Raw genomic sequence first — 15492 nt, 5'->3', positions numbered from 1 at the left:
CCGCGCAATCCAGGCTCGTAGGAGGAAACGCATGCCCGTCATTTCCGCCACCCGTACCGACGCGATCGTCACCGCCTGGCTCCAGGGCGCCGAGACGGCCTTCGGCGCCGACAACCCGGCCGGACCGCTCTACGTCGGCGGCGCGGCCGGAGAGGCCGCGCTGACCGACGCCACCGAGGCGCTCCTCACCGGGTGCAGCAGCTGTACCGGTTCGTGGCACAGCTACTGCTGCTGACGAAACCGCCGTACGGCACAGCACCGCACGCGACACCCGGGGAGCCCGCACGGGCTCCCCGGCCCGCGTCACCACCACAGGCCGGATCGCACGCACCAGGCGCCAGGAGAGGAAGCAGCATGGGGGAACCGGTGGCAGCGGCCGGCCCGGTCGACGGAGCGCCGCCCGAGGGATGGTTCGCCGGACCGGTGAACACCTTCGCGGGCCCGCTGTTCGCAGAGCTGGACGACCGGATCCCGGAGGTCACCGGGCTGGCCGCCGACGAGCGGGCGGTCCTGCGCGAGGCGACGCGCGAGGCCCTCGGCCGGACCCTGCAGCTCCGGCTCAACCGGGTGCTCCTCCTGGAGCTGCGGGCCGCCGCCCTGGCCGGCGAACTGCCCGGAGCGGACCCGGCCGCCCGCTGGGACTCCTTCGTCCGGCACGCCTCCGCCCCCGCGTTCACCGAGACCCTGCACCAGCGGTACCCGGCGCTGTTCGACCGGGCCTTCGCCGCCGGGCGCCTCCTGATCCAGGGCGCCCTGGAACTGGGCGCACGGCTCGCCGCGGACCGGGAGGCCCTCGCCGGCCTGCTCGGCGACGACCCGGGCCCCCTGCGCGGCCTGGAGCTCGCCCGCGGGGACACGCACCACGGAGGGCGCGCGGTGGCCCGGGTGCTCTTCGAGACGGGCAGCGTGATGTACAAACCGCGGCCGACGGAGGTGGACGCGGCGCTGCGCTCCTTCGTCGCCGCCGTCCCCGGCGCCGAGGACCTGGGCGTGCCGAGGGTCGTGGTCCGGGACGGCTACGGCTGGGCCGAGCACCTCGGGCACCACTACTGCCGGGACGAGGCGGAACTGGCCCGCTTCTACCGGGCCCTGGGCGGGTGGCTCGCGGTGATGCGGCTCCTCGGCGGGACCGACCTGCATGCCGAGAACCTGGTCGCCCACGGCCCCGTGCCCGCCGTGGTCGACGCCGAGGCCCTGTTCACGCCCGATGTCGAGGTCCCGCCGAGCGGGCGCGGTGACGCCGTCGACCAGGCGGCCCGGACGATCCGCAACACGGTGCTGCGCACCGGCATCCTCCCGCTCCGCACCGACGGCTACGCCCTCGCCGGCGTGGACCTCTCCGCCGCGGGCGGACTGCCCGGCCAGCAGCCGCAGATCAGGGTCCCCGTCATCGCGGACGGAGGGCTGGACACCGCCCGCATGGAGATCGGTGTGGTGGACCTGCCGCCGGCCGGCAACCACCCCAGCCCCGAGCCGGTGCTGATCCGCCACTGGGACCAGGTGCTCACCGGTTTCGACAGGCTCACCGAGGCGCTGGCGAAGCTCGATGCCGACGGCGAACTCGCCACCCTGATGCGTGAGTTCGACGGATGTCAGGTCCGCAGGATCCGGCGGCCCACGCAGACGTACACCGACATCGGCCGGATGCTCTGGCACCCGGCTTCGCTGCACGACCCCGAAGCCGCCCTGGCGCGGGCCCGGGACATCCTCCACCGCAACGCCCTCGCCGCCCCCGGCGCGCCCCGCGAACCCGCGGTGATCGACGGGGAGATCGCGGACCTGCTGATCGGTGACGTCCCCGTCTTCGGTGAGCGGGTGGACGGACAGCGGCTCACCGCCTTCCTGACCGGCTGGCGCCAGGCCGACCTCAGCCGCGAGCGCGACACCATCCGCAGCGCGCTCGTCGGTGCCTATCTGAATGAACGTCAACTCCCGGACCGCGTACGGACGCCCGCCAGGTCTCCGGGCGCCGAGGGCCTGGACCGGCGCCGTCGCTCCCTGGCGGCCGCGGCCGTGGACACGATCTGCGCGGCGGCCGTGCGCGGTACCGACGCCACCGCGACCTGGATCAGCCCCGTGCTCACGGACTACGGCTGGGCGGTCCGCCCGCTCGGCGCTGACCTCTACACCGGCCAGGGCGGCGTCGCCCTCGCCCTCGCCGAGTACCTGCGGGAGCAGCGGGCGGGGCGGGCCGACCCGGTGGCCGAGGCCGAACCCGTGCTGGCCGGCACCCTGGAGGTGCTGGCCGCCACCGAGGACACCATGCCGACCCGCCAGCTCGGCGGGTTCACCGGGATCGCCTCGCAGGTGTGGACCTGGGCGGCCCTCCACCAGGTCCTCGGGACGCCCGGACTGCTCGACCGCGCCCGCGCCAGGGCCGCGCTGCTGACCCCGGAGCTCATCGCCGAGGACCGGGCGCTCGACGTGCTCGGCGGGGTGGCAGGGGTGATCGTCCCCCTCCTCGACCTCGCCGAACTCACCGGGCAGGACCGGTGGTCGGACATCGCTGCCGAGGCCGGGCGGCGGCTGGAAGGGACCGCGGTCCTCGACGACCGCGGGGCGCGCTGGTCCACCGTGATGTTCCCGGAGGGCATCGGCGGGTTCGCGCACGGCGCCACGGGCGCCGGCTGGGCGCTGACCAGACTCGCCCTCTCCGCCGCCGGGAGCGCGGCCGACCGGCGCCGGTGGTACGAACTCGGCTCCCTGGCCCATGACTTCGAGGAGTCCCTGTACTCGCCCGGGACAGGGGCCTGGGCCGACGCGCGGGTCGGCGGAGAGGTCGACCATCCCACCGCGTGGTGCCACGGCAGTACGGGCATCGGCCTGGCCGCCGTCGATCTCCACCGGCGGACCGGCGACCCCCGCCATCTGGACACCGCGCTCCGCTCGGGACCGGCGGGCCTGCGCGAGGGCTTCGGCTGGAGCCACACCCTCTGCCACGGCGACCTCGGACTCTGGGAGCTCCTCCACCGCCTGCGCGGGCTGAAGGGGTACGAGGGGCCGTCCGCCGCGGAGGCCGACGCGGAGCTGCTCACCGGCATCGAGCAGCGCGGCCCGGTCGGCGGCCTTGCCAAGGAGGCGTTCGCGCCGGGACTGCTCCCGGGGCTGTCCGGGGTGGTACACCAGCTGCTGCGGATGCACCCGGACGCCCGGCTGAGCTCTCCGCTCCTCCTGACCCTCCCCGACGCCGAGGAGGCTCCGGCATCGACGCCGGCCCCGTGACCTGGCGCCCGGCTCCTGCGCCGCCGGCCCCGTGACAGGGCCCCGGCTCCTGGGCTGGGACCGTGTCGCGGGGCCCCAGCTCCTACGCTGGGACCGTGACACGCGACAACCGGCCGCTGGCCGTCTTCGACCTGGACAACACCCTTTCCGCGACCGCCCATCGCCAGCACTTCCTGGAGGGCCGGCCCAAGGACTGGAACGGCTTCTTCGCGGCGGCGCCGGACGATCCGCCACTGGAGGAGGGCGTCGCGCTGTGTCGGAAGGCCGCGGAGGAGTGCGAGGTGGTCTACCTGACCGGGCGGCCGGAGCGGTGCCGCCGGGCCACCCTGGCCTGGCTGGCCGCGCAGGGTCTGCCGGAGGGGCGGATCCACATGCGGAGCAACCGTGACTTCCGGCCGGCCCGGGTGACCAAGGTGGAGGTCCTGCGGCGGCTGGCCGCCGACCGCGAGGTCCGGATGCTCGTCGACGACGACGCGCTGGTGTGCGACGCGGCGGAGGCGGCGGGGTTCCGCGTCGTGCGCGCCGACTGGGCGGTCCCTTCGGAGGCGCTGGAGGAAGCCCAGGAGAAGGAGGGCCGGACCTGATCCAGGACCTGACGGCCGGTCCGACGCGGGGCTTGACGACGGCCGGTCCGACGCGGGGCTTGACGACGGCCGGTCCGACGCGGGGCTTGACGACGGCCGGTCCGACGCGGGGCTTGACGACGGCCGGTCCGACGAGGGGCCTGACGACGGCCGGCCTGACGGCCGGCCTGACGCGGGGCGGCCTGACCGGGGCCTGACGCGGGGCCTGGCGCAGGGGCCCGACGCGGGGCCTGGCGCCCGCTCCCGTCCGTACGTGATGCCCTGTCCGGCCCGGACCTGACGCCGGATCTGGCCCAGGGCGGCACACGACCCCGGGCCCGGTTCCGGCCCTCGGGTCAGGCCGTCTCGTCCTCCAGGCGGAAGCCGACCTTCAGCCCGACCTGGTAATGCTCGATGGCGCCGTCGACGATGTGGCCGCGGACCTGCGTGACCTCGAACCAGTCGAGGCCGCGCAGTGTCTGGGAGGCGCGGTTGATGCCGTTGCGGATGGCCTCGTCGACGCCCTCGGTGGAGGTCCCGACGATCTCGGTGACGCGGTACGTGTGATTCGACATGGGGGCCGAACTCCTCTCGGTGCGTCCCTCCACCGTGCCCCAGGCCGCGTCGGCGCGCGACAGGACGGACTCCGTACGACGTGCTGCCGATTACCGAGGGTAAGGATCAAGGTCCCCCGTCCGGAGGCCGGAACGAGATGGTCAAGGACTTGACCACTTCGTTGGTCCAGACCAGAATCCAGGCCACATACCCGCGCGAACACCCCGTTCGGTCCCCCCACGTCGGGTCAGCCCCCAATGCCGCACGAACCTGTGCAGAACCGCAGAAGGTGACCTACGTGAAGAACCGCCATCTCGCCTGCCCCATGGCAGTCGCCACCGCACTCGCGCTCGCCGGGTGCGGGATGCTGCCGGGCGGGGGTCAGACGAAGACCGTCAACATCTGGCTCATGCGGGACAGCGCCAGCGAGGACTTCCTCACGCGGTTCACCGAGGCCTACGAGGAAGAGCACGACGGGGTCGAACTGGAGATCACGATCCAGGACTGGACCGGCATCGGGAAGAAGGTCACCGATGCCATCGAGGGCTCCGGCGGCCCCGACGTGATCGAGGTCGGCAACACCCAGGTCGCCCAGTACGCCGACACCGACAAGCTCTACGACCTCACCCTGGAGTCCGTCCGCGACCTCGGCAGCGAGGACTGGCTCCCCGGTCTCGCCGAGCCGGGCAGCATCGGCGGGTCCCAGTACGGCATTCCCTGGTACGCGGCCAACCGCATCGTCATCTACAACAAGGACCTCTTCCAGGACGCCGGGATCGACAAGCCCCCGGTCACCCAGGCCGAATGGCTCGCCGACACGGAGAAGCTCAACCGCGACGGCGCCCAGGGCATCTACCTCGCGGGCCAGGACTGGTACACCCTCTCCGGCTTCATCTGGGACGAGGGCGGCGAACTCGCCGTCGACAAGGGCGGCGAGTGGACGGGCGCCCTCGGCAGCCCCGCGGCCCTGCGCGGCATGGACTTCTACAAGAAGCTCCAGTCCCTGGGCACCGGCCCCAAGAACGCCGACGAGCAGAACCCGCCGCAGGCCGACGTCTTCGCCAAGGGCGACGTCGCCCAGATCATCGCCACGCCCAGCGCCGTCGCGCCGATCCTCAAGGCCAACCCGGCCCTCAAGGACAAGCTCGGCTACTTCGCGATACCCGGCAAGAAGGCCGACCGGCCCTGCGTCGTCTTCACCGGAGGCTCCGACCTCATCATCCCGGAGAACGCCCCTCAGCGCGGCGCCGCCCTGGACGTCGTCAAGGCGCTCGCCGGCGAGAAGTGGCAGACCGAACTCGCCCGCGCCATGGGATACGTGCCCAACAAGAAGGGGCTCGCCTCCGTCGTCTCCGGCCAGGAGGCGACCGCCGTCATGGCGGCGGCCGCCGCACGCGGCCGGGCCACCCCCAACTCCCCGCAGTGGGCGAACGTCGAGGCCGACAACCCCATCAAGCCGTACATGACGGCCGTCCTCCAGGGCGAGGACCCGAAGGAGGCCGCCGAGAAGGCCTCGTCGGCGATCTCGGACACGCTCGCCGAATAGCATTCAGCGTTCGCACATCCGCGAGCCCCCGGACGGTCATGTCGAATCCAGCCGGTGACGGAAGAAGTAAGGAGCCGGGCCACCGCTCACGCGGCCCGGTCCCGCCCCTTCCCCTTCCGTCCGCCGGAGGAGCCCGACATGACCGCACCGTCGCCCACGCTCGCCGTCCCCGCCGGGACCGGGGCTCTCACCACCGGGGCCCTCACCACCGGGTCCGTCGTCGCCACGGGATCCGTCCCCACGGGATCCGTCCCCACGGGATCCGTCCCCACGGGATCCGTCCCCACGGGATCCGTCCCCACGGGATCCGTCCCCACGGGATCCGTCCCCACGGGATCCGTCCCCACCCAGCCCCAGCCCCAGCCCCAGCCCCAGGCCCGCGCCGAGCAGCCGGCGCCTCGGTACGTGGTCGGCCTCGCCCGTGACCAGGAGGACGTACGGGCCGCCCAGCGGCTGCGCCACGAGGTCTTCGCCGGGGAGCTGGGCGCCCGGCTCGACGGACCCGAGCCCGGCCTCGACTCCGACGCCTTCGACGCGTACTGCGACCACCTGCTCGTACGGGACGAGGCCACCGGCGACGTCGTCGGCACCTACCGGATCCTGCCGCCCGAGCGGGCCGCCGTCGCCGGACGCCTCTACTCCGAGAGCGAGTTCGACCTCACCCGGCTCGGACCCGTCCGCCACGACCTCGTGGAGGTCGGCCGGTCCTGCGTCCACCCCGCCCACCGCAACGGCGCCGTCATCTCCCTCATCTGGGCCGGCCTCGCCCGCTACATGACACGCACCGGCCACAACTGGCTCGCCGGCTGCTGCTCGATCCCCCTCGCCGACGGAGGCACACTCGCCGCCTCCACCTGGGACACCGTCAAGGCGAAACACCTCGCCCCCGAGGAGTACTGGGTCACCCCGCACCGGCTCTGGAACGCCGACGGCATCGCCCGCCCCGCAGGACGCACCGAACTCCCGCCCCTCCTGCGCGGCTATCTCCGTCTCGGTGCCTGGGTCTGCGGCGCCCCCGCCCACGACCCCGACTTCGGCGTCGCCGACCTGTACGTCCTGCTCTCCCTGCGCCGCACCAACCCGCGCTACCTCAACCACTTCCTGTCGCTCGCCCCGGCCCCGTGACCGGGACCACGGCACCCTCGCCGTGGCTCCCCACGGCGCCCTGCACCCCGGCCCGCTGCGCCGCCCACCCGGACCCGGACACCGGCCACACGGCCCGCACGGCGGGCGCCGCCCTGGCAGCGGCGCGGCTGGCCGCAGGGATCGCCGTGGTCCTCCTCGGCATCCTGTGCGTGCCGGCCGCCCGGCTCCTGCCCGCGCCGGCACGCCTCGCACTCGTCCGGTACTGGGTACGGGCCGTGGTCCGCGCCTTCGGCGTGCGCGCCCGCCTCGCCGGGCGCCCCGACCCGGCCGGACGGCCGCTCCTCGTCGTCGCCAACCACGTCTCCTGGCTCGACATCCCGCTGCTGGCGGCCGTCCTCCCCGGCCGCATGGTCGCCAAGACCGAGGTCCGGCGATGGCCGGTCCTCGGCGCGCTCGCCGTGCTCGGCGGGACCCTCTTCATCGACCGGGACCGGCTCAGGGCCCTGCCCGGCACCGTACGGGCGATGGCCGCGGTGCTCGCGGGCGGCGGCCGGGTCATCGTCTTCCCCGAGGGGTCGACCTGGTGCGGACGGGCCGGGGGCCGTTTCCGGCCCGCCGCCTTCCAGGCCGCGCTGGACGGCGGGGCCGACGTCCAGCCCGTACGGATCGACTACCGGCCCACCGATGCCGCCGCCTACGTCGGGGACGACCCGCTGGGCGCCTCCCTGTGGCGGCTCGTCGCCACCCGCGGAGTCACCGCCGACGTACGGCTGCTGGAACCCATCCCTGGTGCTCGGCACCCGGACCGCCGCTCCCTGGCCGCCGCCGCCCAGCGGGCCGTCACGGAGGCCGGACCCGCCGCCACTCCTCCCGCCGCCAGTCCACGGGCCTTGGCTCCGCGCGCCGTCCCACCTCCCGCCACTCCACGGGCCTACGCTCCGCCCGCCGCCGCTCCCCTCGTCGTCGCTCAGCGGGCCGTCGCGAGCGAGAGGGCGAACCTTCCCTCGTCGTCCGTCCACCAGCGGGACAGATCGAGCCCCGCCTCAGCCAGTTCGTCCCGCACCCCCGTCTGACGGAACTTCGCCGACACCTCCGTCCTTACCTCCTCACCCGCCTCGAAGGGCACCACGAGATCCAGCTCGGGGATCTTCACCGTGAGCGCGTGCCGCGCGCGCAGCCGCATCTCGATCCACTCGCGGTCCCGGTCCCAGAGCGCCACGTGGTCGAAGTCGCCCGGATCCGCGTCGGCCCCGAGCTCCCGGTCGATCACGGACAGCACGTTCTTGTTGAACGCCGCCGTCACCCCGGCCGCGTCGTCGTAGGCGGCGACGAGCGCCTCCTCGTCCTTCACCAGGTCCGTGCCGAGCAGCAGCGCGTCGCCCGGGGTGAGCATCGCCCGGACCGAGCGCAGGAAGGTCCGCCGCTCGGAGGGGAGCAGATTGCCGATCGTGCCGCCGAGGAACGCCACCAGACGCGGGCCGGGCGTCCCCGGCAGCGCGAGCCCCCGGGTGAAGTCCGCGACCAGGGCGTGCACCCGCAGCTCCGGCCGGTCCGCGAGCAGGGACTCGGCCGCCCCGGTCAGCGCGGACTCGCTCACGTCCACGGGCACGTAGCTGTCCAGACCGGGAAGGAGCGCGTCGATCAGGAACCGGGTCTTCTCGGAGGAGCCCGAGCCCAGCTCGACCAGGGTCCTGGCCCCGGTGGCCGCGGCGATCTCCGGAGCCCGCGCGATCAGGATCTCCCGCTCCGCCCGGGTCGGGTAGTACTCGGGCAGCCGGGTGATCTCCTCGAACAGCTCGCTGCCCCGGGCGTCGTAGAACCACTTGGGCGGCAGCGTCTTGGGGGAGCGGGTCAGCCCGTGGAGGACGTCGGTGCGCAGATCGGCGCCTGCGGCGTCCGGGGCGAGGGTGCGGGTCAGCTGGAACGGGCTCACGCGGACGGCTCCTTGAGCTGGGTGAGGACGACGTCGCCGCGGTCGGCGGTCACGAGCGTGTGCTCGGGGACCTCGCGCCACCGCGGATCGTCGTCGTACGGTTCGGAGGCCACGACCAGGCGGTCGGGGCCCGTCAGGTACCAATGGCTGTTCCCCCAGGTCGTCGCGGTGACGGTGGCGCCGTCGGTGAGCAGCAGGTTCAGCGAGGAGCCGGGCGCCGCCCCGGCGACCTCCCGCACCGTGTCGGCCAGCGCCGTCCCCGCGTCGTCGCCGGCCCGCAGCCGGTGCAGGACGAGCGCCCAGATCAGCGCCGAGTCGCTGCGCGCCTCCATCCGCAGCAGCGCCTCGGCCGGGAGCGCGCCGGCCGTGTCGGCCAGGGAGTCCGGCCAGCCGGTGACGGCGCCGTTGTGGCTGAACAGCCAGGGACCGGCGGTGAACGGAGCCGCCGCGGCCTCCCCGTCGGCGCCGGGCAGCGTGGCGCCCCGTACCGCGGCGAGCAGCCCCCTGGTGCGGACCACTCGGGCGAGGTCCGCGAAGGAGAGGTCGCTCCAGACGGGCGCTGCCCGCCGGTACCGGGCGGGCACCGGATCGCCCTCCGCGTACCAGCCCATGCCGAAGCCGTCGGCGTTCACGACACCGCTCGTCTGGTGGCGGGGCTCCCAGGACTGGCGCAGCAGGGCGTGCTCCGGCCGGACCAGCAGCTCTCCCGGCGCCACCGGCCCACCCACATAGGCGAGGTGACGGCACATCAGTCGAGCTCCGCGGTCCGCGCCGTGCGGAAGCCCGAGAAGATCTGGCGCCGCACGGGCAGGTCCCAGTTGCGGAAGGTGCCCCGGCACGCGACCGGGTCCACCGCGAACGAACCGCCCCGCAGCACCTTGTGCTCAGGGCCGAAGAACACCTCCGAGTACTCCTTGTACGGGAAGGCCGTGAAGCCCGGGTACGGCAGGAAGTCGCTCGCCGTCCACTCCCACACGTCACCGATCAACTGCCGTACCCCGAGTGGCGAAGCGCCCTCCGGGTAGCTGCCCGCGGCCGCCGGCCGCAGGTGCCGCTGTCCGAGGTTCGCGTGCTCGGGACCGGGATCGGCGTCGCCCCAGGGGTAGCGGCGCGAGCGCCCCGAGGCCGGGTCGTGCCGGGCGGCCTTCTCCCACTCGGCCTCAGTGGGCAGCCGGCGTCCGGCCCACCGCGCGTAGGCGTCCGCCTCGTACCAGCTGACGTGCAGGACCGGCTCGTCCAGGGGTACGGGCTCGGTCACCCCGAAGCGGCGGCGCAGCCACTGCCCGCCGTCCCGGCGCCAGAAGAGCGGCGCCCCGATGCCGTGCTCCCGGATCTGCGCCCAGCCCTCGGGCCGCCACCAGCGCCGGTCCGTGTATCCGCCGTCCGCCATGAAGGCCAGGTAGGCGCCGTTCGAGACGGGGGTGGTGTCGACGAAGAACGCGGGAACGATCCGGGCATGGGCCGGTCGTTCGTTGTCGAGGGCCCACGGCTCGTCCGAGGTGCCCATCGTGAACGCCCCGCCGGGGACGAGGACTTCGGAAGGAAGCGGACCGGACTGCGAGACCGGTGGCGGGGGAGCGGTGAGGGCAGCCGGCCCCCGGCGCAGCTGATGGGTGATCAGCATGGTCTCGTCGTGCTGCTGTTCGTGCTGGGCGATCATGCCGAACGCGAAGCCGTCGTCCAGCAGCGGCCGCCCCTCCAGCGGGGCGCTCCGCAGTACGTCGAGGATCCGCAGACGCACGTCCGCCGCGTAGGCGCGGGCCTCGCCCGGCGGGAGCAGCGGGAGCGAGGGGCGGGAGGCGCGCGGGTGCTCGAAGGCGTCGTAGAGGGAGTCGATCTCAGGGCGCAGCGCGTCCCGCCCCGCGACGGCCCGCCACAGCCACTGCTCCTCCTGGTTGCCGACGTGTGCCAGGTCCCAGACCAGCGGTGACATCAGGGGCGAGTGCTGGGCGGTGAGTTCGTCGTCCTCGACGCAGGAGGTGAGGAGGGCCGTGCGCTCGCGCGCGACGGTCAGGGCGTCCAGGGCCCGCGCGCGCAGCGCCTCTGGGTCGGTCCCCGGAGCACGGTCCGTCGTCCCGGTCATGACGTCACCACCTGTGGCTCGTCGGCCGGGCAGCCCCCGGGGATCACGTACCGCTCCTGGAAGGCGGCGACGGTCCGTCGCACCTCCTCGCTCGCCCCGATCCGGGGCAGCGCGTCGAGCGCCACGGAGAAGACCGCGCGGGCGGCCTCGTGCAGCCCGGGGTCGGTGAGGCCGTCCCGCGCCGCCGCCAGCCACAGCGGATTGCGCGGCGCCGGCCCCGGTCCGGCCCGCTCGACGAGCGGCTCGACCGCCCGGTGCACGGCCTCCGCCGCCTCGGGGTCCTCGAAGACGGCCGTCGTCACGGCCACCGGCACCATCCAGCCGTCCGGACCGGGCTGCGCGTCGATCATCCGCAGCTCCAGGTGGCCGCGCGGCCGGACCGGCGGGAAGAGCGTCGTCACGTGGTAGCCAAGGTCGTCGAGGACCACGGGCCGGGGGTGACCGGTGCGCAGCCACTCGCGGAAGGTCAGCCCCTCCGGTACCGCCCACGGCCCCTCGGCGGCCCGTACGCACATCACCGGGGTGTCCAGGACGTGCGCGGTCCACTCGTCGCGCGGCTTGCCGTCCGGCAGGGGTGCGAGGGCCCGCCGCGGGTCGAGTTCGGTCCACAGCGCCTGGCGCGTCGAGCGCCAGCCGGTCCGACGGCCGCCGTGCAGCGGGGAGTTGGCGAAGACCGCCACGAGCACCGCGCCGAGGACGTGGGCCAGCCGCCAGCGCCGGTGATAGCCGAGCGGACCCGGCTCGTCGAGCCCGGCGTCGAGGCACACCTGCACGGAGGCCGAGTCGCACATCATCGCCCGCCCGGCCGGTCCCGTGCGGTCGAGCGCGATCTCCATGGCGTCGTACCGCGGCTCGTGGAGCACCCGGCCGCGCGGCGAGTGCCAGGGGTCCACCCCGTAACCGTTCAGGGTGAGACCGAGCGGTCCGAGCGCCTCCCGCACCGCGCGCAGATCGGCGGCGAGCGAGTCGAGGCACTCCATGAGCGACCCGGCCGGACGCGAACTGAGCTCCAGCTGGCCGCCCGGCTCGAAGGTGAGCGTCGAGACCAGCGGCAGGGACCGTACGGTGTCGAGCGCGGCGGCCAGCCTCGGCTGCCGTACGGGGAGACGCGGATCGCGCAGATCATGGACGAGCCACTCCAGCTCGGCCCCCACCGTGCGGGGTGGTCCTGTCTTGAAACAGATGCCGCGCAGGAGCTCCTCCGCCGCCGACTCGGTGAGTGGGGGGCCGCCACGCGCTGTGCCGCTCGCTGCCATCCGTGCACCTCCTGATCCACCGGACACGCCCGGAAGGGCTGGCCCCGGATGCCCGTGCTTCCACCTAAAGCCACTGCCGACCCGCGTGCAAGAGCGCCCCACGGCAGCCGCACGCGCCCCCTGTGCCCCCGTTGGCACGAAATTTCCCCAGGCGGCGGAAACCTCGGAAAATCCGTTGTCCCCGGGAAGGGGAAACGATCATGCTGACGGGCATGAGTGCACGACTGCGCGAGATCGCGCGGCGGACCGAGGAGATCGTGGCCGCGGGTCGGTACCAGGCCCCCGACGGCCGGACCGTCTCCCTCACCGAAGACCTGACCGCAGCCCTGGCCGGAACCCGCCTCCACGGCCCCGAACCCGTCCCCGTCACCCCGGACGCCGACCGCACGGCCACCCTGGACGTCACGGGGGAGAGCAGCCTGGCCGCCGCGCGCCGGATGGTCTCCGCCGACCCCGCACGCCCGGTCGCCGTCCTGAACTTCGCCTCCGCCCGCAACCCCGGCGGCGGCTACCTCAACGGCGCCCAGGCGCAGGAGGAGGCGCTCTGCCGGGCCTCCGCCCTCCACGCGACACTGCTGCGCGCCCCCGACTACTACGCCCACCACCGCGCGGACCCGGACGTCTTCTACACCGACCGGGTCATCCACTCGCCCCGGGTCCCGGTCTTCCGCGACGAACGCGGCGCGCTGCTCGACGAGCCGTTCACGGTCGGCTTCCTCACCTCGCCCGCGCCGAACGCCGGCGTCGTCCGCCGCCGCACCCCCGAACGGGCCGCCGAGCTCCCGGCGGCCCTGGCCGCCCGCGCCGAACGGGTCCTGGAGACGGCGGCCGCGGCCGGCTACCGGCGGCTCGTGCTCGGAGCCTGGGGCTGCGGGGTCTTCCAGAACGACCCGGCGGTGGTCGCGGGCGCCTTCCGGGCGCTGCTCACGGGCGAGGGCCGGTTCGCCGGCCACTTCGAGGAGATCGTCTTCGCCGTCCTGGACCGCTCCTCCGGCGCACCGACGCTCGCGGCCTTCACCAGGGTCTTCGGCGGCCCCGCCTGACATGCGGCTTTCGTTCCCCCGTGCGAGGCTGAGGGCATACGGACCACAGTCCGAAACCCCTTCATGGGAGGCACGATCGTGGGCAAGAAACAGACCCGGACCAACCGAGGCGCCCGTACCGGCGGCCACGAGCACCGCACCGAGGCGGCCGCGAAGGAGAAGACCGCGGCCCCGGCGAGAGAGCCGCAGATGCCGCTCGTGGAGCACGCGTCCCACCGCAAGGAGCGGAAGTTCGGCCACAACTGAGGCCCGGCCGCAGCCGACGCCGAAGCGCGGCTGACACCGAGGGGCCACCGGAGCCCGGCCGAGGCCGTACACGCGCCAGGGCCGCGCCCGAGGCCGTGGCGCGCTGCGCACGAGACCGTGGCGCCATGCCACCAGGCCTGCACCCAGGCCAGGGGATCGTACGAACGGGCCCGGCGCCGAAACGGCACCGGGCCCGTCGCGCGGGTGCCCGTCGGCTACCGGAGCCGACCGGCTCCCTTCCTCACGTCGGCTACTCCCCGTCGCCGACCGTGATCTCCACGCTCTCCTCCGATCGCGGAGCCGGCGGCACCACGACAGGCTGCTCCGGTGCCCCCGGGTTCATCGTGGAGAGCAGCTGCCGGGCCAGGCCGAGGCCCGTCCCGCCCATGGTCAGCGCCTTGGCGAAGACGTCGGCCATGCCGTCGGCGCCGTTCAGCAGCACCATCTGGTCGACGTTCCCGAAGGCGGACGCGCCGGCCGAGACGATCTCCGGCCACTTCTCCGCCAGCTGCTGGGCGACGACGGCCTCCTGGTTCTCGGCGAGTGCCGCCGCACGGGCCTTGATCGACTCGGCCTCCGCCAGGCCCTTCGCCCGGGTCGCCTCGGCGACGGCGAGCCCCTTCGCGTGCTGCGCCGCCGCCTCCGCCTCACCGGTGAGCCGGGTCGCCGTCGCCTTGGCCGCGCTCGCCAGCTCGGTCTCCTTCGCGTCGGCCTCGGCCGCCGAGATCCGGGCGTCACGCTCGGCCGCGGCCAGCGTCCGGGTCTCGTACGCCATGGCGTCGGCCGGTTTGCGGACCTCCGCCTGGAGCTGCTGCTCCTTGCGGTGGCCCTCCAGCTCGGCCACCCGGGTCTCCTGGACCACGACCTCCTGGCGCGAGGCCGCCTCCGCGAGCGGCCCGGCCTGCCGGGCCCGGGCCGAGGCCTGGTCCCGCTCTGCCTGGTAGCCCGCCTGGAGGATCTCGCTGTCCCGGGTCGCCTCCGACATGCGCGCCGCGGCCTGCTGCTCGGCCTCGGTCGCCCGCCGGTTCGCCTCCGCCTGCGCGATCCGCGCGTCCCGCTGGACGGCGGCGGCGTGCGGGGCGGCCAGGTTCTTGATGTAGCCCGTCGGGTCCTCGATCTCGTGGATCTGCAGCGAGTCGACGATCAGACCGAGCTTCTCCATCTCCGTGCCACAGGCCGAACGCGCCTGCCCGGTCAGCTTCTCCCGGTCACGGATCATGTCCTCCACGGTCAACCCGCCGACGATGGCGCGGAGATGACCGGCGAAGACGATGTGCACCCGCTCCGACATCAGCTTCTGCTGGTCGAGGAAGCGGCGGGCGGCGTTGGCGATCGACACGAAGTCGTCGCCCACCTTGAAGATCACCACACCGCGGACCTTGAGCGGAATGCCCTGGTGGGTGACGCACTCGACGGACAGCTGCGTCTCGTTGAGGTCGAGCGAGAGCTTGCGCACGGCCTGGACGCCGGGCATGACGAGGGTGCCGCGACCGGTGACGATCCGGAACCCCATCCCCGCGCCGAGACCCTCGTTCTTGTGGTTGGAACCGGAGATGATCAGCGCCTCGTTGGGTTCCGCGACGCGCCACATCATCTTGAAGACGACGATCAGAAGGACGAAGGCGCCGACGACGACGCCCGCCAGAATGCCGATTCCCATGGGCAGTTCCCCCTTCACCGGAGCCGTGCGGATCCGGTGAAGGGAGTGTGCGCCTGTGCCGGGCGCACACTCAACGGTCCGGTCAACTGTCGTACGCGGCTGTGACATAGACGGTGCGTGGAGGGAGATGTTCCATGACCATCACCACCGTCCCGGTCTCGATCCGCTCCTTCGGGGACGCGGCGTAGGCGAGGAAGTGCTCGGCCCCGCCCCGGATCCGGACGATCACCTCGCCGACGAGGCCGGGCCCGACCACACCGGTCACCCGGCCCAGCAGGCCCACCATCGAGGAGTCCATC

General features: G+C 73.8%; 15 protein-coding genes. 8 read left to right on the top strand and 7 right to left on the bottom strand.

Annotation, left to right across the window (positions count from 1 at the left end):
• The first annotated feature begins 31 nt into the window (after nt 1–31).
• The 3 genes from IE124_RS26935 to IE124_RS26925 all read left to right on the top strand — a co-directional run bounded on the left by IE124_RS26935 (nt 32) and on the right by IE124_RS26925 (nt 3806).
• Nucleotides 32–235 (top strand): DUF6229 family protein, encoded by a 204-nt coding sequence (locus tag IE124_RS26935; RefSeq protein ID WP_055639995.1) that lies wholly within the window; start codon nt 32–34, stop codon nt 233–235.
• A gap of 119 nt (nt 236–354) precedes the next feature.
• Entirely contained in the window at nt 355–3222 is a 2868-nt protein-coding gene (locus IE124_RS26930) for a type 2 lanthipeptide synthetase LanM family protein (protein WP_189511242.1), read from the top strand.
• Nucleotides 3223–3317: 95 nt separating this feature from the next.
• Entirely contained in the window at nt 3318–3806 is a 489-nt protein-coding gene (locus IE124_RS26925; protein ID WP_189511240.1) for a phosphatase domain-containing protein, read from the top strand.
• A 335-nt stretch (nt 3807–4141) separates the two neighbouring features.
• Here the strand turns inward: IE124_RS26925 and IE124_RS26920 are convergent, their stop codons facing one another.
• Nucleotides 4142–4360 carry a dodecin gene (locus IE124_RS26920; protein WP_189511238.1) on the bottom strand — a complete coding sequence of 73 codons (219 nt, stop codon included), beginning with the start codon at nt 4358–4360 and terminating at the stop codon, nt 4142–4144.
• Between the two features lie 278 nt (nt 4361–4638).
• On the opposite strand from IE124_RS26920, the gene IE124_RS26915 reads away from it, so the two are divergent.
• The 3 genes from IE124_RS26915 to IE124_RS26905 all read left to right on the top strand — a co-directional run bounded on the left by IE124_RS26915 (nt 4639) and on the right by IE124_RS26905 (nt 8045).
• Nucleotides 4639–5886, top strand: coding sequence for an extracellular solute-binding protein (locus IE124_RS26915; protein ID WP_189511236.1), 1248 nt, complete (start codon nt 4639–4641; stop codon nt 5884–5886).
• Nucleotides 5887–6291: 405 nt separating this feature from the next.
• Complete coding sequence (locus IE124_RS26910) at nt 6292–7011, top strand: GNAT family N-acetyltransferase (RefSeq protein WP_189511366.1); 720 nt, start codon at nt 6292–6294, stop codon at nt 7009–7011.
• Nucleotides 7008–8045, top strand: coding sequence for a lysophospholipid acyltransferase family protein (locus IE124_RS26905; RefSeq protein ID WP_189511234.1), 1038 nt, complete (start codon nt 7008–7010; stop codon nt 8043–8045). Before IE124_RS26910 ends, IE124_RS26905 begins: the two co-directional genes overlap by 4 nt.
• Here IE124_RS26905 and egtD read toward each other — a convergent pair.
• Genes egtD through egtA form a run of 4 tightly spaced genes read right to left on the bottom strand, consistent with a single transcriptional unit; the run spans nt 7940 to nt 12244 of the window.
• Nucleotides 7940–8905 carry an L-histidine N(alpha)-methyltransferase gene (egtD, locus tag IE124_RS26900; RefSeq protein WP_189511232.1) on the bottom strand — a complete coding sequence of 322 codons (966 nt, stop codon included), beginning with the start codon at nt 8903–8905 and terminating at the stop codon, nt 7940–7942. The genes IE124_RS26905 and egtD overlap by 106 nt on opposite strands.
• Nucleotides 8902–9654 (bottom strand): ergothioneine biosynthesis protein EgtC, encoded by a 753-nt coding sequence (gene egtC, locus IE124_RS26895; protein ID WP_189511230.1) that lies wholly within the window; start codon nt 9652–9654, stop codon nt 8902–8904. The genes egtD and egtC overlap by 4 nt, the downstream gene beginning before the upstream one ends.
• Entirely contained in the window at nt 9654–10988 is a 1335-nt protein-coding gene (egtB, locus tag IE124_RS26890) for an ergothioneine biosynthesis protein EgtB (protein ID WP_189511228.1), read from the bottom strand. Before egtB ends, egtC begins: the two co-directional genes overlap by 1 nt.
• Nucleotides 10985–12244, bottom strand: a complete 1260-nt coding sequence (gene egtA, locus IE124_RS26885) for an ergothioneine biosynthesis glutamate--cysteine ligase EgtA (RefSeq protein WP_189511226.1) — start codon at nt 12242–12244, stop codon at nt 10985–10987. The genes egtB and egtA overlap by 4 nt, the downstream gene beginning before the upstream one ends.
• Nucleotides 12245–12456: 212 nt before the next feature.
• Between egtA and IE124_RS26880 the strand changes: the two genes are divergently transcribed.
• Nucleotides 12457–13287, top strand: a complete 831-nt coding sequence (locus IE124_RS26880; RefSeq protein WP_189511224.1) for a TIGR02452 family protein — start codon at nt 12457–12459, stop codon at nt 13285–13287.
• 63 nt (nt 13288–13350) lie between these two features.
• The gene (locus tag IE124_RS26875) at nt 13351–13533 is read left to right on the top strand and encodes a hypothetical protein (RefSeq protein ID WP_189511222.1); all 183 of its coding nucleotides are present in this window, start codon (nt 13351–13353) and stop codon (nt 13531–13533) included.
• Between the two features lie 250 nt (nt 13534–13783).
• Here IE124_RS26875 and IE124_RS26870 read toward each other — a convergent pair whose 3' ends face one another.
• Both IE124_RS26870 and IE124_RS26865 read right to left on the bottom strand, forming a co-directional pair.
• Nucleotides 13784–15193, bottom strand: coding sequence for a flotillin family protein (locus tag IE124_RS26870; RefSeq protein ID WP_189511221.1), 1410 nt, complete (start codon nt 15191–15193; stop codon nt 13784–13786).
• 82 nt (nt 15194–15275) lie between these two features.
• Nucleotides 15276–15479 (bottom strand): NfeD C-terminal domain-containing protein, encoded by a 204-nt coding sequence (locus tag IE124_RS26865; protein WP_189511364.1) that lies wholly within the window; start codon nt 15477–15479, stop codon nt 15276–15278.
• Nucleotides 15480–15492 lie beyond the last annotated feature (13 nt).

The sequence above is a fragment of the Streptomyces narbonensis genome (assembly GCF_014649015.1).
Taxonomy (GTDB): Bacteria; Actinomycetota; Actinomycetes; order Streptomycetales; family Streptomycetaceae; genus Streptomyces; species Streptomyces narbonensis.
The sequence above is the reverse complement of the archived record's forward strand: the minus strand, read 5'-3'. Positions and strand labels throughout refer to the sequence as shown.

What these genes read in the sequence shown, in the direction of transcription:
- IE124_RS26920 (WP_189511238.1), bottom strand. Translation starts at nt 4,360, where the DNA reads ATGTCGAATCACACGTACCGCGTCACCGAGATCGTCGGGACCTCCACC.
- IE124_RS26875 (WP_189511222.1), top strand. Translation starts at nt 13,351, where the DNA reads ATGGGAGGCACGATCGTGGGCAAGAAACAGACCCGGACCAACCGAGGC.
- IE124_RS26865 (WP_189511364.1), bottom strand. Translation starts at nt 15,479, where the DNA reads ATGGTGGGCCTGCTGGGCCGGGTGACCGGTGTGGTCGGGCCCGGCCTC.
- IE124_RS26880 (WP_189511224.1), top strand. Translation starts at nt 12,457, where the DNA reads ATGAGTGCACGACTGCGCGAGATCGCGCGGCGGACCGAGGAGATCGTG.
- IE124_RS26930 (WP_189511242.1), top strand. Translation starts at nt 355, where the DNA reads ATGGGGGAACCGGTGGCAGCGGCCGGCCCGGTCGACGGAGCGCCGCCC.
- IE124_RS26870 (WP_189511221.1), bottom strand. Translation starts at nt 15,193, where the DNA reads ATGGGAATCGGCATTCTGGCGGGCGTCGTCGTCGGCGCCTTCGTCCTT.
- egtA (WP_189511226.1), bottom strand. Translation starts at nt 12,244, where the DNA reads ATGGCAGCGAGCGGCACAGCGCGTGGCGGCCCCCCACTCACCGAGTCG.
- egtB (WP_189511228.1), bottom strand. Translation starts at nt 10,988, where the DNA reads ATGACCGGGACGACGGACCGTGCTCCGGGGACCGACCCAGAGGCGCTG.
- IE124_RS26935 (WP_055639995.1), top strand. Translation starts at nt 32, where the DNA reads ATGCCCGTCATTTCCGCCACCCGTACCGACGCGATCGTCACCGCCTGG.
- egtC (WP_189511230.1), bottom strand. Translation starts at nt 9,654, where the DNA reads ATGTGCCGTCACCTCGCCTATGTGGGTGGGCCGGTGGCGCCGGGAGAG.